Consider the following 23,677-nt stretch of genomic DNA (forward strand, 5'->3'; position numbering starts at 1 on the left):
CCGCCACCGAATTCTTGGCGGGTGGGATTCCCAAAAAGCGATTGGATCGATATATCAAAACATAGCGATATATCGGCCAAAGGCCTTCGTTTGTTTAAGATTAAGCACCGAAGATGCCACAAGGCAGATTCAAATAACTACAGGACGAGCAAAAATGGTTACACAAAAAAGTGATCGACGGACAATTGTGGTAGTGGGTGGCGTCGCCGGTGGGGCTTCGGCTGCCACACGGGCACGGCGGATGAATGAAGAGGCCGAGATTATCCTGCTGGAAAAGGACGGGGATGTCTCGTTCGCCAATTGTGGGCTGCCCTACCATATTGGTGGCGAAATCGCCGATCGGTCTGCTTTGGTGGTAGCATCGTCGGAATTTCTCCGTCGCCGCTTTCGCCTCGATGTGCGAACCCATCATGAAGTGATCGCGGTTGACCGGCCAAACAAACGCGTGGAAGTGCGTCGCGGAGACTCCAAAGAAACGCTTTGGATCCAATACGATAAATTGATCCTTGCCCCTGGTGCATCGCCGATTCATCCACCGATTCCGGGTGCGAACGCATCGAATGTGCTGACCTTGCGCAACCTCGACGACATGGATCGGATCAAGAGAATTGTCGATGCCGAGTCGACATCAAAAACGGTCGTCGTCGGTGCCGGGTACGTTGGCCTTGAAATGGTCGAGCAGCTGGTTTTGCGTGACATTGAAACGTCATTGGTGGAATTGCAGCCGCAAGTACTACCGCTTCTGGATTCGGAAATGGCTGAGCCAATCGCTGCTGAATCGGTCGCCAAAGGAGTGTCGCTGTTTTTAGGACGTGGGGTGACCGAGATTGTCACCGATGAAAACAACCGTGCGACCGCGGTCGTTTTAGGTGACCGAACGAAGATCGACACGGATTTGGTCATCTTAGGCATTGGCGTTCGCCCGAACACAAAATTGGCCGCTGACGCCGGCCTTAAGATTGGCGAAACCGGTGGGATTGTGACGAATGACTACATGCAGACTAGCGATCCTGATATTTATGCAGCCGGAGACGCTTGCGAATACGTTTACGGGCCGACTGGAAAAAGAATGCGAGTTGCATTGGCCGGACCCGCGAACCGAGCGGGTCGATTGGCTGGCCAGCATGCGGCAACCGATGAATCCGATCCCATGCCCGCAGTGCAGGGTACTTCCGTTGTACGAGTCTTTGGATGCAGTGCAGCGAGCACCGGTTTAACGCGTAGCTTTGCCAAACGCCTTGGGATGGCGGCCAACAGCGTAACGATCATCGCTAAGAATCATGCCGGCTATTTCCCAGGCGCCGAAATGATGACCTTGAAATTAGTTTACGATCCCAAGACCGAGAAGATTCTTGGTGCTCAAGCAGTCGGTGGCGAAGGTGTTGACAAGCGGATTGACATTATCGCAACGGCGATGCATTTCGGTGGAACGGTTCGCCAATTGACGGGAATCGATTTGTGTTACGCACCGCCTTTTGGATCAGCGAAAGACCCCGTTCATATGGCAGCGTTTGCAGCCTGCAACCAACTTGACGGTATCAGTGATTTCTACGAGTTCGACGCGGACCTAACCGGCAAGCAAGTGGTCGATGTTCGTACTAGCGGCGAAATTGAAAAAGCACCGCTTACCGGGGTGAAAGATGCGATCCACATTCCGGTGGACGAACTTCGAGACCGGATGAGTGAATTGGACGAGAGCGCCGAAACCGTCGTGGCATGCGCCGTTGGAGTTCGCGGTCATATTGCCACACGGATTTTGCATCAGAGGGGTTTCAGCGTCAAGAATCTCTCCGGCGGAGCGACCGTTTATAACCGAGCCAAGAAGAAGAGTTAACTAAAATACTTTTTGCAGAATCGCCACATCAACCCAGCGCCCGTTCATTCGGCCGATTTCCTTTTGGATACCGACCATTTCGTATCCGTGCCGATAATGGAATCGCATACTGCGATCGTTGGTAGCGATAATCCTTGCGACCGCGTGATGCAGATTGCAGGTACGGCAATGGCGATCGATTCTTGCCTGCAATAAATCCGCAGCCCCACGCGCAACCGCTTCGGGCCGCAGATAAATTGCCGTTTCGCATGAAAACCGGTACCCGTACCGCTCGCTATAGCGGCGCGCACAAGCCCATCCATCGATCGCGTCGCCGAGCGCCTTCACGCGTTCGGCGACGTACCACCCATCAGGAACGGGTGCCTTGATCCTTGCTGAAATTGCACTCGTCGTTTGATGTGCACCATCAAACGTCGCACTGCCAATTTCAATGTAATGATTGTAGATCGCCGCAACCTGTTCGCCATCTTGTGGTGTTGCTTGCCGAATTTGAATCGCCGGTTCAGCGGTTTGCGAATTGGTAGTTTGCATCGCGTTTCCATTAATGCATGAATGGGCTAGGCACCACTACGAGAGTGGCATTGCCCCGTTACCCTTGTTCGTTTCCATAGCCACTCAACAGCCTCGCGCACACTGGCTTGGTGCTCTTCATCAATCAATCCGTCGTGACTGAGCCCCCTAAGTTCGACCATTCGCTGCGGCCCAGCATAGACATTACGGATCAATTGCTGCATCGCGGGAGGCACCAAGGTGTCACGTTCGCTTTGCAGGAACAATCCAGGCCCCGTTACTTTCTCGGCCGTATGGATTGCGTTCATCGCGGGGGTCAATTGGTCCGTAACCGGATTGACCAACGCGCCTAGCGGATAGTTTTTTGCAATCCGGCGAACGACGAGATCGATGGGTGGCGGATTTCGCAACAGCAACCCGTATGCTTTTTGATCGGATGCCGCCGCGACATGTAGCGCCGTGACGCACCCCAGGCTATTTCCGCTGAGCCAAATTGGCGGCACTCCTTCGCCTTGTTCTTCCGCATATTTCTCGGTGACTTGGCGATGAAATTCGAGTGCTGCCTTTGCGATTCCTCTTAGGGTCGCTCGCCCGGCGCTTCGTCCATAACCGGGTGGGTTCCATGTCCAAAGATGAACATTCTGAGCGGGGCTAAGGTATTCGGTCGGGAATGCAGTCGCACGCTCGGCGCGGCCTGCCGTTCCGGGGAATTTGAGGACCAATAAATCAGGCCGCTCTCTCGTCGGATCACTTTGACGAAAGAAGGTTTCCAGCGGTCCTTGCTTCGACGTCATCATCACCCGACGCTGTATTCCACAATCAAGTGGATCACGCGAAGGACGCAGCACAAGTCGGTCGAGCAGATAGCTTCGAAAACGATGGATAGGTCGGCGAGGCATGATTCCCTAGTGAACCCGTTGTCCCGGCTGTGCACCTTCATCGACGCCAAGGATAAACACTTCCTCGCCACCCGGTCCAGCTGCAGTGACCATCCCTTCGCTCAAACCAAACCGCATTTTGCGAGGTTTCAAGTTGGCGGCCATCACTACCAATCGGCCAACCAATTTCTCAGGATCGTAAGCCGCCTTGATTCCAGCAAAAACTTGCCGCCGCTCGTCACCACCGAGACTCAGTGTCAATTTCAGTAATTTGTTCGCTTCGGGAACATGCTCAGCCGATACCACGCGTGCGACTCGCAAGTCGACTTTCGCGAATTCGTCGATTGAAATTTCATCTGCGATCGGCTCATCCTTCAGCGGTTGGTCGCTGTCGTTGAACGCGGCATCGTTCGTTGGGGACGCGTTATCTTGCGCCGCATCGGCTGCGGCTAATTCTTTGCTTTCGTCGATCATCTTCTTTAAATCCTTGGATTGAACTCGGTCCATCATACGTTGAAATTTTGCAACAGGAATACCGACAAGGGGCGTTTTACTTTGATCCCACGAAGTAATCGGGGAACCCAATAGATCCCCGCATTGTTTTGCCAAATCAGGCAAAACCGGTGCAATGTAAATCGCGAGTTGGCGGAACAAATTAAGAGCTACAGTGCAAACGTCTTGCAACTCGCCTTGTCTCTCAGCATCTTTCTTCATTTCCCACGGTTTGGCGTGTTCGACAAACGGATTTGCTGCGTCGGCAAGCTCCATGATTCGCCGCATCGCCCGGCTGAAGTCACACGCTTCGTAGGCAGCCGCGATTTCGTCTCCGGCTTTGGCTGCCGCTGCGAACAAACCACCGTCGTCAGGGTACTGTTTGGACAATCCAGTCGTGCTCGCAAATTTGCCCACGCGGCTTGCTAAATTGACGACTTTGCCGACCAAATCACTGTTGACCTTTTCCGTAAACTCGTCGATCCCCAAATCCAAGTCTTCGACGCGTGGTGTTAACTTCGTTGCGTAGAAATACCGCAAATAAGATGGATTTGAATACTTCAAGTACGTTTCAGCAGAAACCAGTGTGCCGGTCGACTTGCTCATCTTTTCACCGGCAACGGTCAAGAAACCGTGAATGCGGACTTTGGTTGGCAAACGGAACCCGGCTGACTCGAGCATCCCCGGCCAAAACAAAGTGTGGAAGTAAGTGATGTCTTTGCCAATGAAGTGGTGGATTTCACACGAATCACTGTTCCACCAATCTTCAAGCTTTTCACCGTTCGAATCGCACCATTGTTGAGTGCTTGCGATGTAGCCAATCGGCGCGTCGAACCAGACGTACCAAAAATTGCCGGGTGAATCGGGAATTTCGAAACCAAAGTACGGTCCCGGTCGACTAATGTCCCAATCGCGAAGCTCGTTGGCCAAGAAATGGCCTTTCAAATAATTAGCCGTCTCGCTTTGAAGCGCATCACTGGTGTCAATCCAATCGGCCAGAAAGCCATGCAGCTTTTCAAGTTCGACAAACAGGTGTGTCGATTCACGCAGGATTGGCGTTGCACCGCTAAGCGTACTTTTGGGATCGATCAAATCGGTGGGGCTATAGGTATGTCCGCAAACGCAATTGTCACCCGGTTGATCGGTGCGGCCGCATTTAGGACAGGTCCCGCGAACAAAACGGTCAGCCAAGAAGGTTTCCGCTTCGGGGTCATACAATTGCTCTACCGGACGCTCAGCGATCAGATCCTTGTCGCGCAGCGATTGCCAAATCTTGGCACAGATGGTGCGGTTCTCGTCGCTGTGGGTGCTGCCGTAATTGTCAAATTGGATTCCAAAACCGTCAAAATCGCGTTGGTGGGACTCACTCATTGCCGCGATCAACGCTTCCTCGCTGCGGCCTTCTTTGCGAGCGCGGATCATGATTGCCGTGCCGTGAGTATCGTCGGCACAAACGTAGATACAGCGATTGCCACGCAATTTTTGGAACCGGACCCAAATGTCAGTCTGGATGTACTCGACCAAGTGGCCAATATGGATCGGACCATTGGCGTATGGCAGGGCGCTGGTGACGAGAATTCGACGTGTCATCTAGATAATCAGGGGGTAATTTGGCGTAAAGGAACTCAGTATGTGTCCAAAAACACGGCCGGATCGGCCCGCAAAAGGGGAATTGTAGCCTTGAATTCGAAATTGGACGATCCGGTAGAAAGATTCACAACCCGACGCTTTGCAGCCGCCCACGGGTTCGCTTTGGGTGTGTCAAAAATCGTGAATTGCCGTTAAAGTTTCCTTTTGAACCAACTAAAAACTCCCTAACGAATGGGCCAATCCCTTGGAAAACGACACACTCGCCTCCTTGTTAGGCCCAGACGCGGATCCCGTTGCAGCAGGTTGGCGGCTTCGCGAGATCGCCGAAAGTGGTCAACACACCGGCGCCGACCTCATTGACGAACTCTGCAAGGGCCCCGGCATCGTTGGCCGATCCGACAGAGCGATTTTGGGAGGTCTGCTACATCTAATTCATAAGTTAATCATGGACCAGGCGGTAGAGTCCGAAGGCCAATCGCTTCTGAAACTCGATTCAACTCAGATCGATAAACTGCTCCAATGCTTGCCTAGCGAAACGCCAAACGCCTATCTGCTGCTGCATCTTTTGGCCATGATTCGATCCGACGTGTCGTTGTCCATCATGGTACAGCGATTGATCGAGTCGCCTCCGCAAAAGTGGATGGAGGCAGCCCAAGCGATCAGCCCCCTGATGCAACACGCCGATTGGCAAATGGGTTGGGTCTTCCCTCGTTTACTCGAATCATTACAGCACCCTTCTCTCGCAGCTTCCACGTTAGACCTCGCAAACTATTTGGTCCGTAGCCGGGGCATCTCACCACATCCGGCTGCCGAAAAGCTTGACATGCTGAACATGTTGCTTGGTGAAGTAAGTAACCGGCTTGGAAAATTTGAAGAAAACCCGCGAGAATTTGGCGACGATGTGGAAACTGTCCAGGCCATGTTAGGCGAGGCTGTCGCATTAGCGGTATCGTTGTGTGATACAGTTGGATTGATCGGAGATCCTTCGTCGATTGGAAAATTAAACCAAACCGTTGATTTGAAACACCGCCGAGTGCAATGCGAAGCAGCCGGTGCATTGGCAAAATTGGATGATGATCTGGGCAAGAAACGTCTGCTTGAACTAACGGCTGATCCCGCGGCTCGGCTTCGGGCGATTCACTATGCCGATGAACTTGGGTTGGGCGATTCAGTTGATGAAGCGATGCGAAGTGACACCGCGACTGCCGAAGCGGAAATGGCCCTTTGGTTAACCCAACCACAACAAATGGGGGTTCCACCAACCGCAGTCGAAGTGATCGAATCGCGGCGGATGCTTTGGCCTAGCTTCAATGACCGAATCGATGTCCACTTGGTTCGGTTCGAATACAGCTTTGGCGACAAAAAATATAGCAACGTCGGCATCACCGGGCCGGTTGTCTTTGCATTGTCCACCGATGTCGCCGATTTGCCAGTCGAAGATATCTACGCAATCTACGCGGGATGGCATGCCGAGCATTCTGAAATTTTCACGGTTGCAGCAGACCAGTTCAACGTCGCACAAAAAAGAGCAATGGCGATTTACGAAAAGCACCTCGATCAATTGGGATACGAAGAGATCAAACCGGAACTGTTAGGCTTTTTCCTCGACGAACAAGCGGGTGTGTTGACGGCGGTCCGTGATGGGACCGCTTGCATCGTTGTCACCGATGCGCTCGAAACGATCGACCAACCCACCGCAGGTCGAATGCGACCGTTGACGCCCGGTGATGCGTTCAATCTATACAAAGGACGCAAAATGCTTCGCACGTTTAATCCAACATTCGAAGAAGATCCGACATTCGAAGATAACCCTACTTCCGATACTTAAACGCTACCGGCGCGCCGTTCCGCACGCATTAGCGAGCTTTGGTGTGCGGATTTGCCCGTTTATCAATGCGTGGACACCTGGAAATTGGTTATTATAGGATTAACGTGACTTTGGCACTCGGTCTGCATCCCAATCACTGCCTGTCATGTCCCGTTGGACAAACGTGGGTAACTATGAGGCGAATGTGATGGAAAAACCGATCTCGATTCTGCTAGTTGAAGACGACCACGACTTTCGTGATTCCTGCGCAAGGTGGATGCAACGCAAAGGTCACCATGTGGTTGCTGCGGCCAGCGGTGCAGAAGCATTAGCGATTTGCCAACGACATGATTTCGATGTCGGAGTGATCGACTTGAATATGCCCGGGATGTCGGGAATCGAATTGCTTCAACGAATCCGAGGCGACAACATTGATTTAGAAGTGGTCATTTTGACGGGCCAAGGAACGATCGAATCGGCGGTCCAAGCGATGAAAATGGGGGCAAGTGATTACTTGACCAAGCCATGCCCACTGGGAGAGCTTGAACACCATTGCGCGTTGGCGCACGAACGCAGCTTGCTGCGTCGAGAAAACCAACAACTCAAAGCGATTTTGTCGCGAAACCAGACCGTAGCAAGGCTTGTCGGCGATTCACCGGAAATGAAACGGGTCGCGAAATGGATCGAACGGATTGCCCCAACCGATAAGCCAGTCTTGATTACAGGCGAAAGTGGGACGGGCAAAGAGGTTGTTGCCAAGTCGATTTGGCGGGCAAGTCACTTGTCGCACAATCCGTTCGTCACAATCAATTGTGCCGCGTTGCCCGAGACGCTTGTGGAAAGCGAATTGTTCGGCCACCAAAAAGGCTCCTTCACCGGCGCGACAGCCGACAAACCAGGACTATTCGAAGTGGCTAGCGGTGGCACGTTGTTTATTGATGAACTCGGTGAGATGCCGTTGTCGCTTCAGCCGAAATTGCTCCGAGTGCTCGAAGATGGTTCGATGCGGCGAATTGGCTCTCATAAGGAACGCAAGGTGAATGTGCGAGTAATCGCCGCGACCAACCGTGACTTGTCCGAGGATGTGCAAAACGGTTCATTCCGCGAAGATCTTTTCTATCGCGTCAATGTGTTGCCAATCGACTTGCCACCACTGCGCAACCATGTCAGTGATGTGGATCAATTGATTGATTACTTTATGCCCGACGGTTGGTCGATTGATGCTGCGGCGCGCCATGCGATGAACGAACATCCTTGGCCAGGCAACGTACGCGAGCTAATCAATGTCATCCAACGCGCGACGATTCTAGCGGACAACGATGAAATCACGCTCGACGATTTGCCACGTGAATTGACTCATCACGACCGAAAGCATGACGGTGAAGGCATTTCACATCGGCATGGGGTAGGCGATGACACAAGCGATCGCCTCGATGACATTGCCAAAGACCACATCTTGTATATTCTCGATCGAGAGAACGGCAACAAAGCCAAGAGTGCGAGAGTGCTTGGAATTCATCGTCGAAAACTCTATCGCTTGCTTGAACGCTACCACTTGACTGGACAGACCGCGTCTTCGAGCGATAATGAGTCATCCTCGATTGTCGCCGATGTCTTTGATTAGTGCGTCTTCGATTGCCAACCTGTGCGAGTAATGACGTGTTTGAATGATGTGGGCCGCAACTAAGCAGCACGCGGTTGAAAGTCAAAGGGTATCATTGGTTGTCAAACCACGATTTTTCAACAAGCGTGATTGGAATAGAGGATTTGCGTATTTCAAGACATGATTCCAAGAGAAGGATTCCATTTGGAATCTGTCATCCGCATACTGCGAACGTACTTGGTTTTCACCAGCCGGCATTCCGCATGGCCGGTTTGGCGTGCTTGTTCGCTTGCCTTTGCTTGTTGATTGCAGATGTTTCTGCCTATGCCCAATCAATGAATTTTGAAAAGGCGCCGATTCTTTACAACGACACTCCGGTGCACGATCGCGCTGCTCTATTGAGCAAAAAACTACGTGCCAACGAAGCATCGTTGGTTTGGGAAGACAGTCATGGCTACTTGAGATCCGTGCTCGAGGCGTTGGCGATTCCCGTCAGTTCACAAACGTTGGTGTTTTCCAAAACCAGCCTTCAATTGCATCGAATCTCTCCCAAAACGCCTCGCGCTTTGTATTTCAACGACGATACATACGTGGGATGGTGCCAAGAAGGCGATGTCATAGAAATCGCGGCGACCGATCCACAACAAGGTGCGATTTTCTACACCATCGAGCAATCGCCAAACGAATCACCACGATTAGTCCGTGATCGCGGGCAGTGCCTGACGTGCCATGCATCCAGCCGGACGCAAGATGTGCCAGGATATCTCGTACGGAGTATGTTTGTCGACGAACGTGGCTATCCAAAATTCGGAAGCGGCACGTTTTTGACCGATTACACCAGCAAATTCGAAGATCGCTGGGGCGGTTGGTACGTGACCGGCTCGCACGGCGAGATGAGACACATGGGTAACGAGATCGCCACCGGCAAAGATTCCGACGCCAAAGTTGACCGAGAAGCGGGAGCAAACAACCATGACCTTTCCGGGCGGTTCAATGTCAAGCCTTACCTAAGTCAACACAGTGATGTGGTCGCATTGATGGTGCTTGAACACCAAACCCAAATGCATAACGCGATCGCAGCCGCCAGCTTCGAAACGCGAACGGCACTAGAGCAAGCGAAGCAAATGAACGAATTGTTAGAGCGTCCCGCTGACTACCAGAGCGAGTCAACGAAGCGGCGGCTCGACCGAGCAGCTGAAAATGTCGTGAAGCATTTATTGATGCTCGGCGAGTTTCCATTGACGAGCTCTGTCAACGGTACAAGTACATTTGCGAATCAGTTTTCCGAGTCGGGTAAACGCGATTCCAAAGGACGCTCGCTTCGCGATCTTGATCTGCGAACAAGGCTGTTTCGGTATCCCTGTAGTTTTTTAATTGACAGCGATGCGTTTGATCAATTGCCCGCTGCGGTACGCACAAAAACGATTGTGAAGCTGCGCAGCATTCTTGAAAACCGGGATGCGCCGGATGCCTACTCGCACATACCGCCCGAAACGCGGCAAGCAATCCTTGAAATCCTTCACGAGCAAAAACCCGAATTATTTGACGGGCATTCCACATCGGAATGAGCAAGGCTTTTTCTTTCGCCTCGGCTGTGCGATACTCCCATCGTTGATCTTCTTCGTTTCTCGCAGCTAAGATTTTTGCCATGACGAATCACCAATACATCGATCGCCTAGTCAATTTGCTCGATCCCGAAGCGAACCAAGTTTTCAACATGTCCGTCGAGGATGCCACCGAGGCGGTGGGTAGTGGCGACCCCCAACAAATTGCTCAAATCGAAGGCCAATTTGCACTGATCCATAAAAAGGACAAAGTGGTACGGATGGCGCGGTCGATCGCTCGCCCGATGCGATTTTTTCTCGCCAAACGAAGCGAAGGTCCCTGTCTTGTGGTGGCAGAGCGGATTGACGAAATCAAAGCGTTCCTCGAATCAGAGGGGCTCGATGACCAATTCCATCCCTCGTACACACGGATGGTTCCCGCCCACTACCTTTTCGAACTGCATCTAATCGGTTGCCCTGACCCCAACCCAGGCTACCAACGTTTCTTAACTCCGAAGCAAAATAGCTTGCCGCCCGATTTGGATGTGATCGGCACCACTTATATCAGCAAATTGGCTCAGCAATGCGATCGTTGGCTCGACACAATTGACCCCAAAGAACCGATCGGAGTGATGTTTTCGGGCGGGATCGATAGCGGGTCAGTTTTCTTGGTGTTGTACCATTTACTATTGCAGCGAGGGGAATCACCAAGCCGGCTCAAAGCGTTTACGCTCGCAGTCGATGGCGACGGAGCGGATGCGGAACAATCACGCGAGTTTCTCAAGAAATTGGGGCTGGAAATATTCCTCGAAACGATAGATGTACCTGTTTCGGCGATCGACTATCGCAAAGCGATTGCGGCGGTGGAAGATTACAAGCCGCTCGACATTCAATCCGCAACGATGGGTTACGCATTGTGCGAAGCAATCCGCGAGCGTTATCCAGATTGGAAATATTTAGTTGACGGAGACGGTGGGGACGAAAATTTGAAGGACTACCCGATCGAAGACAATCCAGAACTAACGATCCGTAGCGTTTTGAACAACTTGATGTTGTACCAAGAAGGTTGGGGCGTCGATGCGGTCAAGCATTCTAAAACCTATTCGGGCGGCCAAAGCCGCGGGCATGTTCGCACTTACGCACCGGGGCACCATTTTGGATTCGTTGGCTTTAGTCCTTACGCGCTGCCAAGTGTGATCGAAGTCGCCGAAAGTATCCCTTTTATCGAATTGACGGATTGGCAACACGACAAACTTTACGCATTAAAAGGTGAAATCGTAGGGCGAGGCATCAAGGCAGTCACGGAAATCGATATGCCCGTATTCCCCAAACGTCGATTTCAACACGGAATCACATCGAAACAAGATTTCGAGTCTCTGTTTCCCCAATCCGAATCGGAATATCGGGCTGAATTCACACGATTGTATGGTTGATCAATTCCATGACGGATCAGTTTCCCCAATTCACAGATAGCGAGATCGCTAGCTTGCGCGGCGATCGCATCGACGTATCGCCAAAGCAGCCTTACGCGATGCTGGTTGAACCCGAACGCAACGCATCGGGTGAAGTGATCGATGTTGCGACCATCTTTCTAACGAATCGAGAATGCCCTTTTCGTTGTTTGATGTGCGATCTCTGGAAAAACACGCTCACCGAAACGGTTGCGGAGGGTGATATCCCCGGACAAATCCAATTTGCATTGGATCAATTACCGGCTGCTCGCGAGGTCAAACTCTACAACAGTGGCAGCTTCTTTGACCGAAAGGCGATTCCCCCAGAAGATTATGCAGAGATAGCAACATTGGTTCGTGGCTTTGATACGGTGATTGTCGAGAATCACCCCAAACTGTGCTCCGATGCCTGCGAAACCTTTCGCGATCTTATTGCCCCTGCACAACTGGAAATAGCAATCGGCCTCGAAACATGTCACCCGGAATTGTTGCAGACCCTCAATAAAGGCATGCAACTGAGTGATTTTGACTCAGCACTCAGGCGACTGCACGACCTCGACATTCGCACTCGCGTGTTTCTGCTGCAAAGCTTGCCTTACTTGACTAAGGATGAAGCGATCGACTGGACGTTGCGTTCAATCGATTATGCACTGGATCGAGGAGTCAGTTGCTGTTCGGTGATCCCCACTCGATCGGGTAACGGAATGATGGAAACATTGGTCTCGCAAGGCAAGTTCTCGCTTCCAACGAGTGCTTCTCTTGAAACGGTCGCCGAGTTGGGACTTCAACGAAAATCAGGTCGCGTCTTTATCGACTTGTGGGATTGCGAGCGTTTCTTTCTCTGCGACCACTGCCGAAGTCGACGCGTCGAGAGACTGCGGCAAATGAATCTTACACAAACGGTACTCGAACCGATCGAGTGCCCGCATTGTTAACGTTGCAGTGATGAACACAATGAGTTCGCAATCTAAAGTTTTTGACGTCATCATTCTCGGTGCTGGCTTTGCCGGTAGTCTTTTGGGGACGCTATTATCCAAACGCGGAATGAGCATCGCGGTTGTCGATCGTGACAAACATCCACGGTTCACGATCGGCGAATCATCAACTCCCGCAGCCGATTTTTTGCTTCAGCACATCGTGACACAATTCGGAATCGAGGAATTGCAACCCTTGGTTCGATTCGGTTCATGGCGAAAAACGCATCCCGAGATCCTGTGCGGTTGTAAACGGGGATTCAGCTATTTCGATCATGGTCGTAGCGGCGGCTTTGAAGCGACAAGTAATCATCGTGATGAATTGCTGGTTGCCGCCAGTGTGTCGAATGAAGTCGCTGACACCCAATGGTATCGAGCCGATGTCGATCAGTTTTTCGCTGATGTGGCTCGAAAATACGGTGTCACGATGATGGAGCAAACCGAGATTGAATCGATTCGCCGTGCCGCACCGAATGATTGGCGAGTGAACATCCAAAGTGAACAGGGAACGAGTCAGCTTGCGGCGCCGATGATTGTCGATGCAACCGGTAGTGGACGTTGCCTAGCAAAGAGACTAGGGATCCAGGATATTTCGGATCGGTTCATGACGAAATCATCGGCGATCTACAGCCACTGGGAAAACTTGACTCCACTAACCGATTGGCTTGCTGCCCGCGGTGCAGCACTCAATGACTATCCGTATCGAGCCGAGGATTCGGCGGTACACCATTTGTTCCGCGATGGTTGGCTATGGCATTTGCAATTCGCAAATGGTCGCACCAGTGTTGGTTTTGTATTCGACGAATCCGAATCGGATAGGGACGTTTCGATTGCTCAACAAACGGATTGGCAGGGAGTGTTGAGAGATCATCCTGTCATCAATGAATGGATGAGCGATGCAAACATCTGTGCGTTCCCAGGGAAAGTCTTTCGCACACCACGATTGCAGCGACTAGCCTCCGTTGCTGCGGGTGAGGATTGGGTAGCGATGCCGTTCACGACCGGGTTTATTGATCCGATGCACAGCACGGGGATTGCCCACTCGCTAAGCGGAGTCGAACGTATCGCCCAGATCTTGCTGAATGAAACAAACGAAAGTCGGGGCGACTCACTTCGACACTACTCCGATACGGTGCTGCAAGAATTTGAAACGATCGACCGTTTGGTATGGGGGTGCTATGTCGGGCTTCGAGATTTCCGATTGTTCAATGCGTGGAGCATGATCTACTTTGCCGTCGTGACGACTTACGAGCGACTTTTCTCACAATCGGCGGATCGTCCCACCGGTTTCCTGGGAGCTGATCAAACCGACATTCGCGATCGAGTGGGCGGGCTTACGGATGAGTTGCGTTCGATCCAAGCAAGCGACCGCATCAAAGACCATTCGGTAATCGAATCCTTCATTGAGACGATTCGCATGACGATCCAACCTATCAACCAAGTTGGGCTTTTCGATCCACCGATCCAAAACATGTACCATCGGACGGCCGCAAAGTAGCACGGCCCTACGGTTTGTTTGGCTTCCCTGCCATCACCTCCATCGACTTATCGAACATGGTCACGATATTGGGAGTCTGTAAAGTAGCGATTCGTTGGCGAGCTCTTTGCGCGGCCTGTTCGCGTTGTTGCCAATCGGCTAAGCGCTGAACGATACTGACAGCCTCGCCGAGCGTCTCATAGCGAAATTCGTCATCGGCCCAATCGAGGTAACTCAATCGATTCGGCAGGACAGGTACGGCACCGGCCCAGATTGCTTCACAAACGGCGATGCCAAAGAATTCGTGGTCTGCGGTGGAAACAACGAAATCGACTTGCTCAAGCCAACTGCGGTATTCGTCCACCGATTCGACAAAGTCGTCAAACAGTATTCGGTTACCAAAATGTTGGCGAATTTGTGTTAACGCGGGCGCATCATGGTTGCCACGTTTGCCGAGTAAAACGAGGTTAAATTCCACACCGGCGCGATCCAAAAGCCTCAAAAATTCAACAAATCGGTCGGGGCGTTTGTCGTATTCCCAGCGGGCCACCCAGCCGATGCGCAGCGTCGTTCCAGCTTGATTCGCTTGTTGTCGCTTGATCGTCCATGGATCGAACCCAGGTGCGATCACCTGACTTTTTTCTTTCAGAGAATCGAAATCATGAATCGCGACTGAATCGGGCATCCGACGAACAAAGGACTTCGCCGCGTCGAGAAACCCGTCGAGGTGAAAACGCGAATTGAAAAGACAACCATCCGCGGCAATGGCAGTTAGCAAGTTAGTGTAACCGTAATGATGATCGCTTCTTGCATCGGGGGAATCGGGATACATCCATTGGTTCTCATGAAAATATACCGCCGTCGGCAAGCAACTCAGCTCAACTCGTTTCGTTAAACCACGCCATGTTGGCAAATCGAGCATCGACGAACAAACCAGGGCATCCCAAGGACTCTCCTCACTCGCACCCCGATCCGCCTGCTTCGCAAAGTCCAATGCCGATGAACGCATTCGCCATTTCCAATGTACCGGCTTTCCCGTCATCAATGTCCATTGGTGTTGGCTATGCCGGACCACAGAATCGGCGAAAACGCGATGGCTTCCGCCGTAATAAGGTTCGATAAACAGAAAGTGCATATTGAATACGCTCTTCGTTACGCCTGCATCGGCGGTTCATCGCCCGATGGTCCGTACATACCAGGGACCGGAATGTCGTTGAGTCGCAAATAGACGCAAAGGATCGCGCGATGGTGGATTAAGTGATTCATCACGAACGATCGAATAACCACCGAACGAGGCATCGTCATTAACGGTACGCCGCTCTTCGTCAGCGACCATACAAACGCCATTGCATCATCGTCGACTTTTTCTATCGCCGCGTGTGCGGATGCGACGTTCTTGTCAAACGCTGCAAGGATTTCGTCTCGCGAAGTCAGCGTGGGCGTTTCGTAGCCTTCGATATCCCATTCCGCTTGGCTCAGTGTTCCTTCAACCCAACCTGGGATTTCAGCTAGGTGATTCGCATTCCATCCGATTGTGTTTGATTTTGGATGCGGCTTCCAATCGAATTTATCATCGGACAATGATTCGAGCACTTTGCGAGTGCTCGCCATCTCTTGGTCAAACTCTGGAAGAATTGTCTCTGCGTAAGTCATCGGTGAATCCAAAAAGAAAAAAGGAAAAGGGTGCCGCCATCATAACGCAAAAGCAATCGCCAATCTGCGGGCAACTCCTCGAAGCAGATATGGAATTGAAAGGCGGGTCTCGTGACGCTTCGTTTCGAAGTGACGGACGAGTCCGAAAGGGATGCCGCCGTGGAAAAATTCGGCAATGGTCGATTGATTCAATGAGTTCCCATGATCAACCTAACATCGCATGAATAACTCGCGATGGCTTGGTTACGTTGGACAAACGCTGCGGCAACCCTTGGCTCATAAAGGTGAGTTGTTTGTGGTCAATTCCCATCACATGCAACAGCGTCGCGTGCAAATCGTGCGGACTGACTGGTTCCTCGACGGCTTCGTAGCCGATTTCGTCGGTCGCGCCGATCGTCGTTCCCGGCTTCACACCACCACCAGCGAACCACATGGTGAAAGCCGCCGGGTTGTGGTCGCGGCCGATAAATTTCATTTCGCGACCGCCACGGTTTTCACGCATCGGCGTGCGGCCAAATTCACCTCCCCAAATGACCAAGGTTTCGTCTAGTAAACCTCGTCGCTCTAAGTCCTTCAAGAGTGCCGTCATTGGTTGATCGACTTCGCGGCAACGATCGCTGAAGCCAACATTAATCGCTTCACTGCCACTAGCGCCATGCGAGTCCCAACCCCAGTGAAATAATTGAATAAACCGCACATCGCGTTCAGCCAATCGTCGGGCAAGCAGGCAATTGTTCGCGAACGATTCTTTTCCTGGTTCGGTACCGTACGCTTCGTGAGTCGCGGCGGATTCTTGTTTCAGATCGAACGCCTCTGAAGCAGCCGTTTGCATCTGAAACGCCATCTCGTATTGTGAAATTCGCGACAAAGTTTCTGGATCCCCGACTTCGGAGTAAACAGTTTGGTTAAGTCGTTTGAGGGCATCCAGAGCCAAACGCCGTTTTTGCGTCGTCACGTTCTCGGGATTCGATAGGTACAGTACCGGATCCCCCTTCGATCGGCACTGGACGCCTTGATAAACCGAAGGCAAGAAGCCCGATCCCCAAACACTCTTGCCGGCCGACGGCGTTTTGCCGCCGGACACCAGCACGATGAATCCGGGCAAATTGTTGTTCTCGCTGCCCAATCCATACATCGACCACGCTCCAAACGAAGCCGCGCCAAAATTGGAGTTTCCTGTATGCAACAAGAGTTGCGCCGGCGCGTGGTTAAACTGAGTCGTTTGCATTGACTTGACGAAGCAAACCTTGTCGACAACCGATTTGAAATGGGGAAAACGGTCGGACACCCACGCACCGCTGTCGCCAACTTGCTCAAAATCGAATTGTGGTCCGAGCATCTTCGGCACCCCTTGAATGAACGCAAACCGCTTTCCCTTTAGAAAGCTATCGGGGCAATCCTGTCCATCGAGCGTTTTCAGGTCAGGTTTGTAGTCGAACAACTCCAATTGGCTCGGTGCGCCAGCCATATGCAAAAAGATGACACGTTTGGCTTTCGCAGGAATCTTGCCCGTCTGCTCGCTGGCCAATAAACTTTTGCCAAATCCCATATCGTCGGCCATCGCCATCCCGGCGAGCCCTAACGAACCGTCTCTCAGGAAATGCCGCCGCGTGACTCCGCGCAAAACTTGCCGCATCAATGCTTGTTGAATTGGAACATTCATTTGGTTAAGGCTCTTTCCCAATTGAGCAGGGTGTTGCCGATGATCGCCATCGCATCGAAATCAATCCCAGTTTTATCGTTGCCGCACAACTGATCGTATAGCGACCGCAACTCGGACGCATCGGTTTCGCTGACCGGTTGCTGCGTTACGTTTTCGACCATAGTCGCGATAACGGCTTCTACATCAGGCGAATCGATCGATTCCGCTCGGTCTTTTTGGCTTGCATGGTGCTCGATCGCCGATCGTGCTAACGCTTCACCACATTCGACAAAGACCGGATCATTCAGCGTCACCAGGGCTTGCAGCGGAGTGTTCGTGACCGTTCGACGTGGCGAACACCCCTCGCGTGTTGGCGCGTCAAACGTCAAAAAACTTGGATAGGGACTCGTTCGTTTCCAATACGTGTAGATCGCTCGGCGATATTTTTCATCACCCGCTGACGTCTTCCACTTTTGGCTACTGTAGACCGTTTGCCACAAGCCGTCTGGTTGAGGAGGCATAACCGACGGACCGCCCATCGACCGGTTGAGTAGCCCGGACGCCGCTAGAGCTTGGTCACGCACCATTTCAGCCGTCAATCGGGTTCGCGGACCACGGGCGAGCGATCGATTGGCTCGATCGTTTTCGTAGAGCGATTCGTCGGCGCGGTTATCTTGGCGGTACGTCGCCGACAACACGATTTCCCGAAGCAGCGGCTTCAAATGCCAACGGTGTGTCGCTTTTAATCTAATCGCCAAATGCTCCAGCAACTCGGCGTGAGAGGGTGACGCTCCGCTAGAGCCGAAATCTTCTAAAGTTTCGACAATCCCAATACCGAACAATTGCTCCCATATTCGATTTGCCCAAACTCGAGCGGTCAATGCATTATCATCACTGACCAACCACTCGGCCAATTCCAAACGATTGACAATGCTTGGCGGATCACCCGACGCGCTGAACAGTTTTGGGACGCCTGGCGGAACAACACCCCCCTTATCGAGCCAATTGCCCCGGATGAACTCTCGTGTTTCGCGGCTTTGCCTCAGCGGTCGCGATGCAACCACCGGCAGCTTTCCGCCTTGAATAAGTTTGGCGTTCTTCGATGTCTCTGCGAGTTTAGCCACAGCGTCTTTGTACTGGTCCGATGCAAGCCGCTCGCACCACTTCACATCGTCACTGACTTCACATCGCATCCGCCGGATTGGTGTCGAAATTTGTCCTGAAGTCGATTGCTTTTGATGGATTTCCAATTGGATCGATTCGCCATCGGCCAATTCGATAGGCGCGTCGAAGGCGAAAACGGCCCATCGAGGCCCGTGCATTTTCGGGTAGGGACCAACCCCTGCCGCATTCCCTTGTAACGCATCCTCGGGATTGTTCGGCTCCGTCATTGCATCCACAAAGACGGTTTGTGGAGTAACGGTTCGGGAATCCCCGCCTTCGCTTTTCACAAACACCTTCATCATTGAAATGACCGACCCCTGTTCAGGCCATTCCGTGGGGTCGTCTGACAGGGGAAGCAAATGGGTGCGCAGTGCGGTTATGGCGTTGAGTTTCGTGGAATAGTCCAACGTGTATCGCACACCAACGGGGAAGGTTCCGCCAGCGGCCACGATCTCGTTTCCTTCGATCTTCAATCTGCCTTCGGTCGATTCAGCCTTCTCGGGTGTGAGAGCTTGCCAACGAGCATGCTCCGCAACCTCGACTCCCAAATCGTTTCGCTGTTTGCGGCTCTCGATCCATTGCAATTGACTATCAATCGCATCCACTTTCGCAGGCCCATTCGGGATGACGAGCGTCGGGAAATCGTTATCCAAGTCACAATCGAGAGTGTTGTTGAACAGCGACATGACACGGTAGTATTCTTCATGGTCGATAGCGTCATACGGATGCGAGTGACACTGCACGCAGCCTAACGTGAACCCTTGCCACACGGTCCATGTCGTATTGACCCGGTCAATGATCGCGGCAATACGATACTCTTCGTCATCGGTTCCACCTTCGGTATTGGTCAGCGTATTGCGATGCATCGCGGTTGCGATCAGAACGTCCGAGTCAACTTTGTCGGGATTTTGTTGCAACCACAAATCGCCTGCCAATTGGGCCACTGTAAATTCATCGTACGGCATGTCGGCATTGAAGGCGTCAACCAACCAATCGCGATAAGGCCACGCGTCACGGTGCGGATCCTTCTCGAACCCTTTTGAATCCGCATAGCGGGCTAGATCCATCCACAACGAAGCCCACCGCTCACCAAACGCAGGACTAGCCAACAATTCATCGACCATGTCAGCGTACGCCGCTTCACAATCAGATGCGTTGTTCGCAAACGATTGCAATTGATCAACGAATCGTGATGCTTGCTCTTTCGTCGGAGGCAAGCCTGTTAAATCGAACGCCGTGCGGCGCAACCACTGCCGTGGCGGAGCTTCATCGGATGGCTTGATACCATCGAGACGATGCCGAGCCGCAACGAATCGGTCGAGTGGCTGTTTGGCCCAATCGCTTTGAGCCACGGAATCGAGCGTTCCCGGTTGCAGCGACCCAATCGACCAAATTGGATCCCATATTGCTCCTTGGTTGATCCAGCGGCGCAGCGTATCGACATCTTCGGTCGGCACTGGATCGGGGTGCTCTTCGGGCGGTGGCATCCGCATGTCGGGGTCGTCCGATACGATCCGCTCGATCATCAAGGATGCTTGAGCGTCTCCGGGTTGGATTACCCACCCGTGGGGCGGCAGCACGCTTGCGCCGTTAACAAACGACACGTCCGAAATTGCTTTCACACCGCCGTGGCATGACGTGCAATACCGCGTCAGAATCGGACGTACATCCGAATTGAAATTGACGGCTTGCTCATCAGCAAAAGCACTGGACAAAGCGTTAGCAACAACAATGACAATCGCGATCGAAAGCTGCTTCACCACGAACACCATTGAACAAGAAACTGCGGAGGGTCAAGCCGTTAAAGAAAAACGGACCAAACGAAACGAACTCACCCAGCAGAATCGTACTGGGCATGCAACCAGCATACCCAATCCGTGTCTTGGCGACCACAAAAATCAGCAGCCAAGTTCATGCCGCCCGCTTAGGACAACAATACCGCCGAAAGTTCCTTGCCGCATGCACCGATTACTTTTTGGATCAACGAGTCCGCTTGCTCGCCACTGAGTGTTCCGTCATGTCGCTGCAATTCGACCGAAAGCAGAATCCTTTTGCGGTTTGCCCCGTCCTTTTTCGGATCACGATAGGTTTCGCGGTATGCGACCCCAGCTAGTTCCTCGCCCACGGCGGATCGGACAACTTGCTCAAGCTCACTCCAACGGACAGACTCGGCAACGACGAAATTCAAATCACGTTGGACCGAAGGGAACACGCTGACGCTTTGCTGTTGAGGCACCAAACGTGCTGCCTCTAGCAGTTTCACAAGCGACAATTCCGCCGCAACCACTGGCGAAGGCAACTTCCACGTCTTGAGCACCTTCGGATCGATAATTCCCATGTAGCCAAGATGCCTTTCGCCACAATGAACAGCCAATGCCGCCCCCTTGGCCAAACCGGGACGCTCGACGGTTTCGACTCGTATCGGGTCGGCAATTCCCATCGAAACACACAATGTCTCGATGACTCCTTTGACCTCCAAATAGTCTTGGCCTGAAACTAACGCCAACGTGTATTGTTCGTCCGGCAACGCAGCATCGGTTTCGCCAGGTAAATACACATGGGCGATCTCGAACAAGTCCGCATGAATACTTGCCATCGCCCAATTGTTTCCGCGTCCTTCAAGCAAACTGGGGATCAACGACCGGCGCAAACAACGGGCTCCCTTTAGCATCGGTGTTTCCGTTTTTAGCGGCTTGCGTTCGCTCCACGGGCTCACCAACGCATCGATTTGTTTGGTGACCAAGCTTGGTGTCATCGCTTCCGAAATGCCGGCAGTGATCATCACGGAACGAACCCGTTCCATCGCGACATCGAACGGACGCTTGCTGCTTGGTGCAACCGGAATGGGCGAGTCCTCGGGGATTTCTTCGTAACCGTGAATCCTAGCGACTTCTTCGATCAGGTCCGCTTCACGAGTCAAGTCATGCCGCCACGTGGGAGGAACGTAAGAATCGGTGCCCGGTTTGGAATCGCAGCCGAGCGTCACTAGAATCCGCTCGACCTCTTCGCGAGGAATCGAAATGCCAAGGATTCGTTCGAGTTGACTTAGCCGAAGCACCACGGGCTCGCGCAGTTCAATGTTGGGTGCGGTATCGATGACACCGCTCGCCAATTTTCCGCCCGCCGATTCCAGAATCAATTGGCACACGCGCCGGCTTGCCCAATCGACGCCCACGGGATCAACACGGCGCTCAAACCGATAAGACGATGGGCTATGAAGTTTCAACTTCCGCGCCGTTCGCCGCACCGATAGCGGAGTGAAGATGGCCGCTTCGACGACGAGATTGGTCGTTGCTTCGTCGACTTCCGAGACGGCACCGCCCATCACGCCCGCGACGGCATTGGCCTCTTTCGCGTCGGCGATCACGCACATCGCAGGCTCAAGTGCATAGCTGCGGTGGTCGATCGCTTGGATTGTTTCGCCTTTATTGGCAGGCCGGACAATGATTTTCTCACCCGCCAACTTGGAATAGTCAAACGCATGCAACGGTTGGCCACATTCCAACATCACGTAATTGGTTGCATCGACGACATTGTTGACCACGCCGATTCCGACCGCTGCAAGTGATTCGGCCATCCAATCCGGACTCGGACCAACCTTGATGCCTTCAATCACGCGAGCCGTGTAGCGCGGACAGGCCTCGATGAATTGGTTTTCCACTTGCAGTAGTGACTGGACATCGGTTGACGATGGCGTCAAATCGATCGAGGGTGTGTTGACAGGCAAATCGTAAAGCACACCGATCTCGCGAGCCACGCCGAGGTGCCCCAAGCAATCGCCGCGATTGCTGGTCACTTCGAGATCAATGACAACATCCCCGTTCGAGGAACCATCATCAACGGTAGTCGTTTCCTCGTGATTAAGGCCCGAAAGACTTAGCCGCAGGGCCAAGTCTTCATGTTTCATCGGCAAATCGAGGTAGCGAGAAAGCCATTTCCAGGAGACGAGCATGGGTAGGATCGAGGGGGTTCGGGTTTGAAAACATAGAATTTCAGCTCCATACATTATCGAATCGTTCGATTCAGCAAAACCGATCCTCCGCAAATAGTCTTTTCTTTGTGTCCCAGCCTCCCGCACTAGCCAGGAAACGTCGATTGCATTAGCATTGCGTGAAATCGTGAAGGAATGCTCAAAAGCAACCTCGCGGGCCGTAGCGAAGCCTGGTTATCGCGCCACACTGGGGGTGTGGAGATCGGAGGTTCGAATCCTCTCGGCCCGACTCTAAGTCCATATGCTAAAAGGACTTGCGGCACTCGGCTTTGTACACACAACCTTGTGAAAACTGATGTACAAAGAATCGAAAAGGCATCCGCTCTCTCGGATCTTACCTCCGCTAGGCATCCATTTCAAAAGTAAGAACCATTCCGGCAATCTGCCGAGAACAGCTGTTTAAACTTTACCTTGCCCCCACTTTGATTCCTGACCCGCAGGATCAACTTTCGGGCTCGAAATGGAGATGCGTTTTGAGAATCTTCTCGGTGACGCTCCAAACGGTGACGCTCCAAACGGTGACGCTCCAAACGGTGACGCTCCAAACGGTGACGCTCCAAACGGTGATTCCGGCGGATGGAGGGCGCCGGTTTGGTGTGAGATTGTCTCGCCACTCTCTATCGCTATTAAGATCTCGAAATTTGGGGCGACTTTTTCTCGCATCTGGGTTTTCTCGCATCTGGGTTTTCTCGCATCTGGCTCGCTCGGGATTCCTTTCTTGCCTAGTTGGTTTCGGTCAAGACGAACGGAGAACAAACTTTGCCGCTCCGGTTATGGGAGGCGTGATCGCTCTCGCATAGTTAGTTCCGGGAGGTGGCAATGGTTGCGTCATCCGTGATTCCTTCCTTGCGACTGATACTCTCTTAAGTTGGCAATCTTCTTTGGGCTCGCCGGTTGCCCCGCCGTCGACACCGTTGCCATGAGTGGACGCCATTCTTGTTCGCGGGATCATTTGTCTTCACAAAGCAACCAATCGAGTCTTGGGGGCATCTGTATGAGTCTCCGAAATTTTCGTTGATTGCTTACGCAAGCGACTTAATGGTCTCGCCACGCCACCGCTCTCTGTC

At 52.5% G+C, this 23,677-nt stretch carries 16 protein-coding genes and 1 tRNA gene; 8 read left to right on the forward strand and 9 right to left on the reverse strand.

Features of this window, described 5'->3' with window-relative positions; all coding sequences use genetic code 11:
* Positions 1-154 precede the first annotated feature (154 nt).
* Positions 155-1,834, forward strand: coding sequence for an FAD-dependent oxidoreductase (locus CA13_RS11725; RefSeq protein ID WP_146396735.1), 1,680 nt, complete (start codon positions 155-157; stop codon positions 1,832-1,834).
* Here CA13_RS11725 and CA13_RS11730 read toward each other — a convergent pair whose 3' ends face one another.
* The 3 genes from CA13_RS11730 to metG are packed head-to-tail and all read right to left on the reverse strand — an operon-like array spanning position 1,835 to position 5,304.
* Positions 1,835-2,365 (reverse strand): GNAT family N-acetyltransferase, encoded by a 531-nt coding sequence (locus CA13_RS11730; protein ID WP_146396738.1) that lies wholly within the window; start codon positions 2,363-2,365, stop codon positions 1,835-1,837.
* A gap of 26 nt (positions 2,366-2,391) precedes the next feature.
* Positions 2,392-3,243, reverse strand: coding sequence for an alpha/beta hydrolase (locus CA13_RS11735; RefSeq protein ID WP_146396741.1), 852 nt, complete (start codon positions 3,241-3,243; stop codon positions 2,392-2,394).
* A gap of 6 nt (positions 3,244-3,249) precedes the next feature.
* Positions 3,250-5,304: a methionine--tRNA ligase gene (metG, locus tag CA13_RS11740; RefSeq protein ID WP_146396744.1), complete on the reverse strand. Its 2,055-nt coding sequence runs from the start codon at positions 5,302-5,304 to the stop codon at positions 3,250-3,252.
* A 244-nt stretch (positions 5,305-5,548) separates the two neighbouring features.
* Between metG and CA13_RS11745 the strand changes: the two genes are divergently transcribed.
* The 6 genes from CA13_RS11745 (at position 5,549) to CA13_RS11770 (ending at position 14,181) form a co-directional block, all read left to right on the forward strand.
* Complete coding sequence (locus CA13_RS11745) at positions 5,549-7,132, forward strand: HEAT repeat domain-containing protein (protein WP_146396747.1); 1,584 nt, start codon at positions 5,549-5,551, stop codon at positions 7,130-7,132.
* 145 nt (positions 7,133-7,277) lie between these two features.
* Positions 7,278-8,735: a sigma-54-dependent transcriptional regulator gene (locus CA13_RS11750; protein WP_146396751.1), complete on the forward strand. Its 1,458-nt coding sequence runs from the start codon at positions 7,278-7,280 to the stop codon at positions 8,733-8,735.
* Positions 8,736-9,049: 314 nt separating this feature from the next.
* Positions 9,050-10,282 (forward strand): hypothetical protein, encoded by a 1,233-nt coding sequence (locus CA13_RS11755; RefSeq protein ID WP_419194214.1) that lies wholly within the window; start codon positions 9,050-9,052, stop codon positions 10,280-10,282.
* 80 nt (positions 10,283-10,362) lie between these two features.
* Positions 10,363-11,691 (forward strand): asparagine synthase-related protein, encoded by a 1,329-nt coding sequence (locus CA13_RS11760; protein WP_146396754.1) that lies wholly within the window; start codon positions 10,363-10,365, stop codon positions 11,689-11,691.
* Between the two features lie 8 nt (positions 11,692-11,699).
* A complete protein-coding gene (locus CA13_RS11765; protein ID WP_419194215.1) occupies positions 11,700-12,644 on the forward strand; it encodes an archaeosine biosynthesis radical SAM protein RaSEA in 945 nt (314 codons plus the stop codon).
* Between the two features lie 19 nt (positions 12,645-12,663).
* The gene (locus CA13_RS11770; RefSeq protein ID WP_419194216.1) at positions 12,664-14,181 is read left to right on the forward strand and encodes an NAD(P)/FAD-dependent oxidoreductase; all 1,518 of its coding nucleotides are present in this window, start codon (positions 12,664-12,666) and stop codon (positions 14,179-14,181) included.
* 7 nt (positions 14,182-14,188) lie between these two features.
* Here the strand turns inward: CA13_RS11770 and CA13_RS11775 are convergent, their stop codons facing one another.
* From CA13_RS11775 to pheT, 5 genes are all read right to left on the reverse strand, one after another.
* Entirely contained in the window at positions 14,189-15,295 is a 1,107-nt protein-coding gene (locus CA13_RS11775; protein ID WP_146396760.1) for a tRNA-queuosine alpha-mannosyltransferase domain-containing protein, read from the reverse strand.
* Between the two features lie 17 nt (positions 15,296-15,312).
* A complete protein-coding gene (locus tag CA13_RS11780) occupies positions 15,313-15,813 on the reverse strand; it encodes a DinB family protein (protein WP_146396763.1) in 501 nt (166 codons plus the stop codon).
* A gap of 205 nt (positions 15,814-16,018) precedes the next feature.
* Positions 16,019-17,476, reverse strand: a complete 1,458-nt coding sequence (locus CA13_RS11785) for a DUF1501 domain-containing protein (protein ID WP_146396767.1) — start codon at positions 17,474-17,476, stop codon at positions 16,019-16,021.
* Complete coding sequence (locus tag CA13_RS11790) at positions 17,473-20,382, reverse strand: PSD1 and planctomycete cytochrome C domain-containing protein (protein WP_419194217.1); 2,910 nt, start codon at positions 20,380-20,382, stop codon at positions 17,473-17,475. Before CA13_RS11790 ends, CA13_RS11785 begins: the two co-directional genes overlap by 4 nt.
* A gap of 161 nt (positions 20,383-20,543) precedes the next feature.
* Positions 20,544-22,571 (reverse strand): phenylalanine--tRNA ligase subunit beta, encoded by a 2,028-nt coding sequence (gene pheT, locus CA13_RS11795; protein ID WP_146396773.1) that lies wholly within the window; start codon positions 22,569-22,571, stop codon positions 20,544-20,546.
* 193 nt (positions 22,572-22,764) lie between these two features.
* On the opposite strand from pheT, the gene CA13_RS11800 reads away from it, so the two are divergent.
* Positions 22,765-22,839, forward strand: a tRNA-Pro gene (locus CA13_RS11800).
* Positions 22,840-23,052: 213 nt separating this feature from the next.
* Here the strand turns inward: CA13_RS11800 and CA13_RS11805 are convergent.
* On the reverse strand, positions 23,053-23,289 hold the full coding sequence (locus CA13_RS11805) for a hypothetical protein (protein ID WP_146396776.1): 237 nt from the start codon (positions 23,287-23,289) through the stop codon (positions 23,053-23,055).
* Positions 23,290-23,677: the final 388 nt, after the last annotated feature.

The organism is Novipirellula herctigrandis, assembly GCA_007859835.1.
Taxonomy (GTDB): domain Bacteria; phylum Planctomycetota; class Planctomycetia; order Pirellulales; family Pirellulaceae; genus Novipirellula_A; species Novipirellula_A herctigrandis.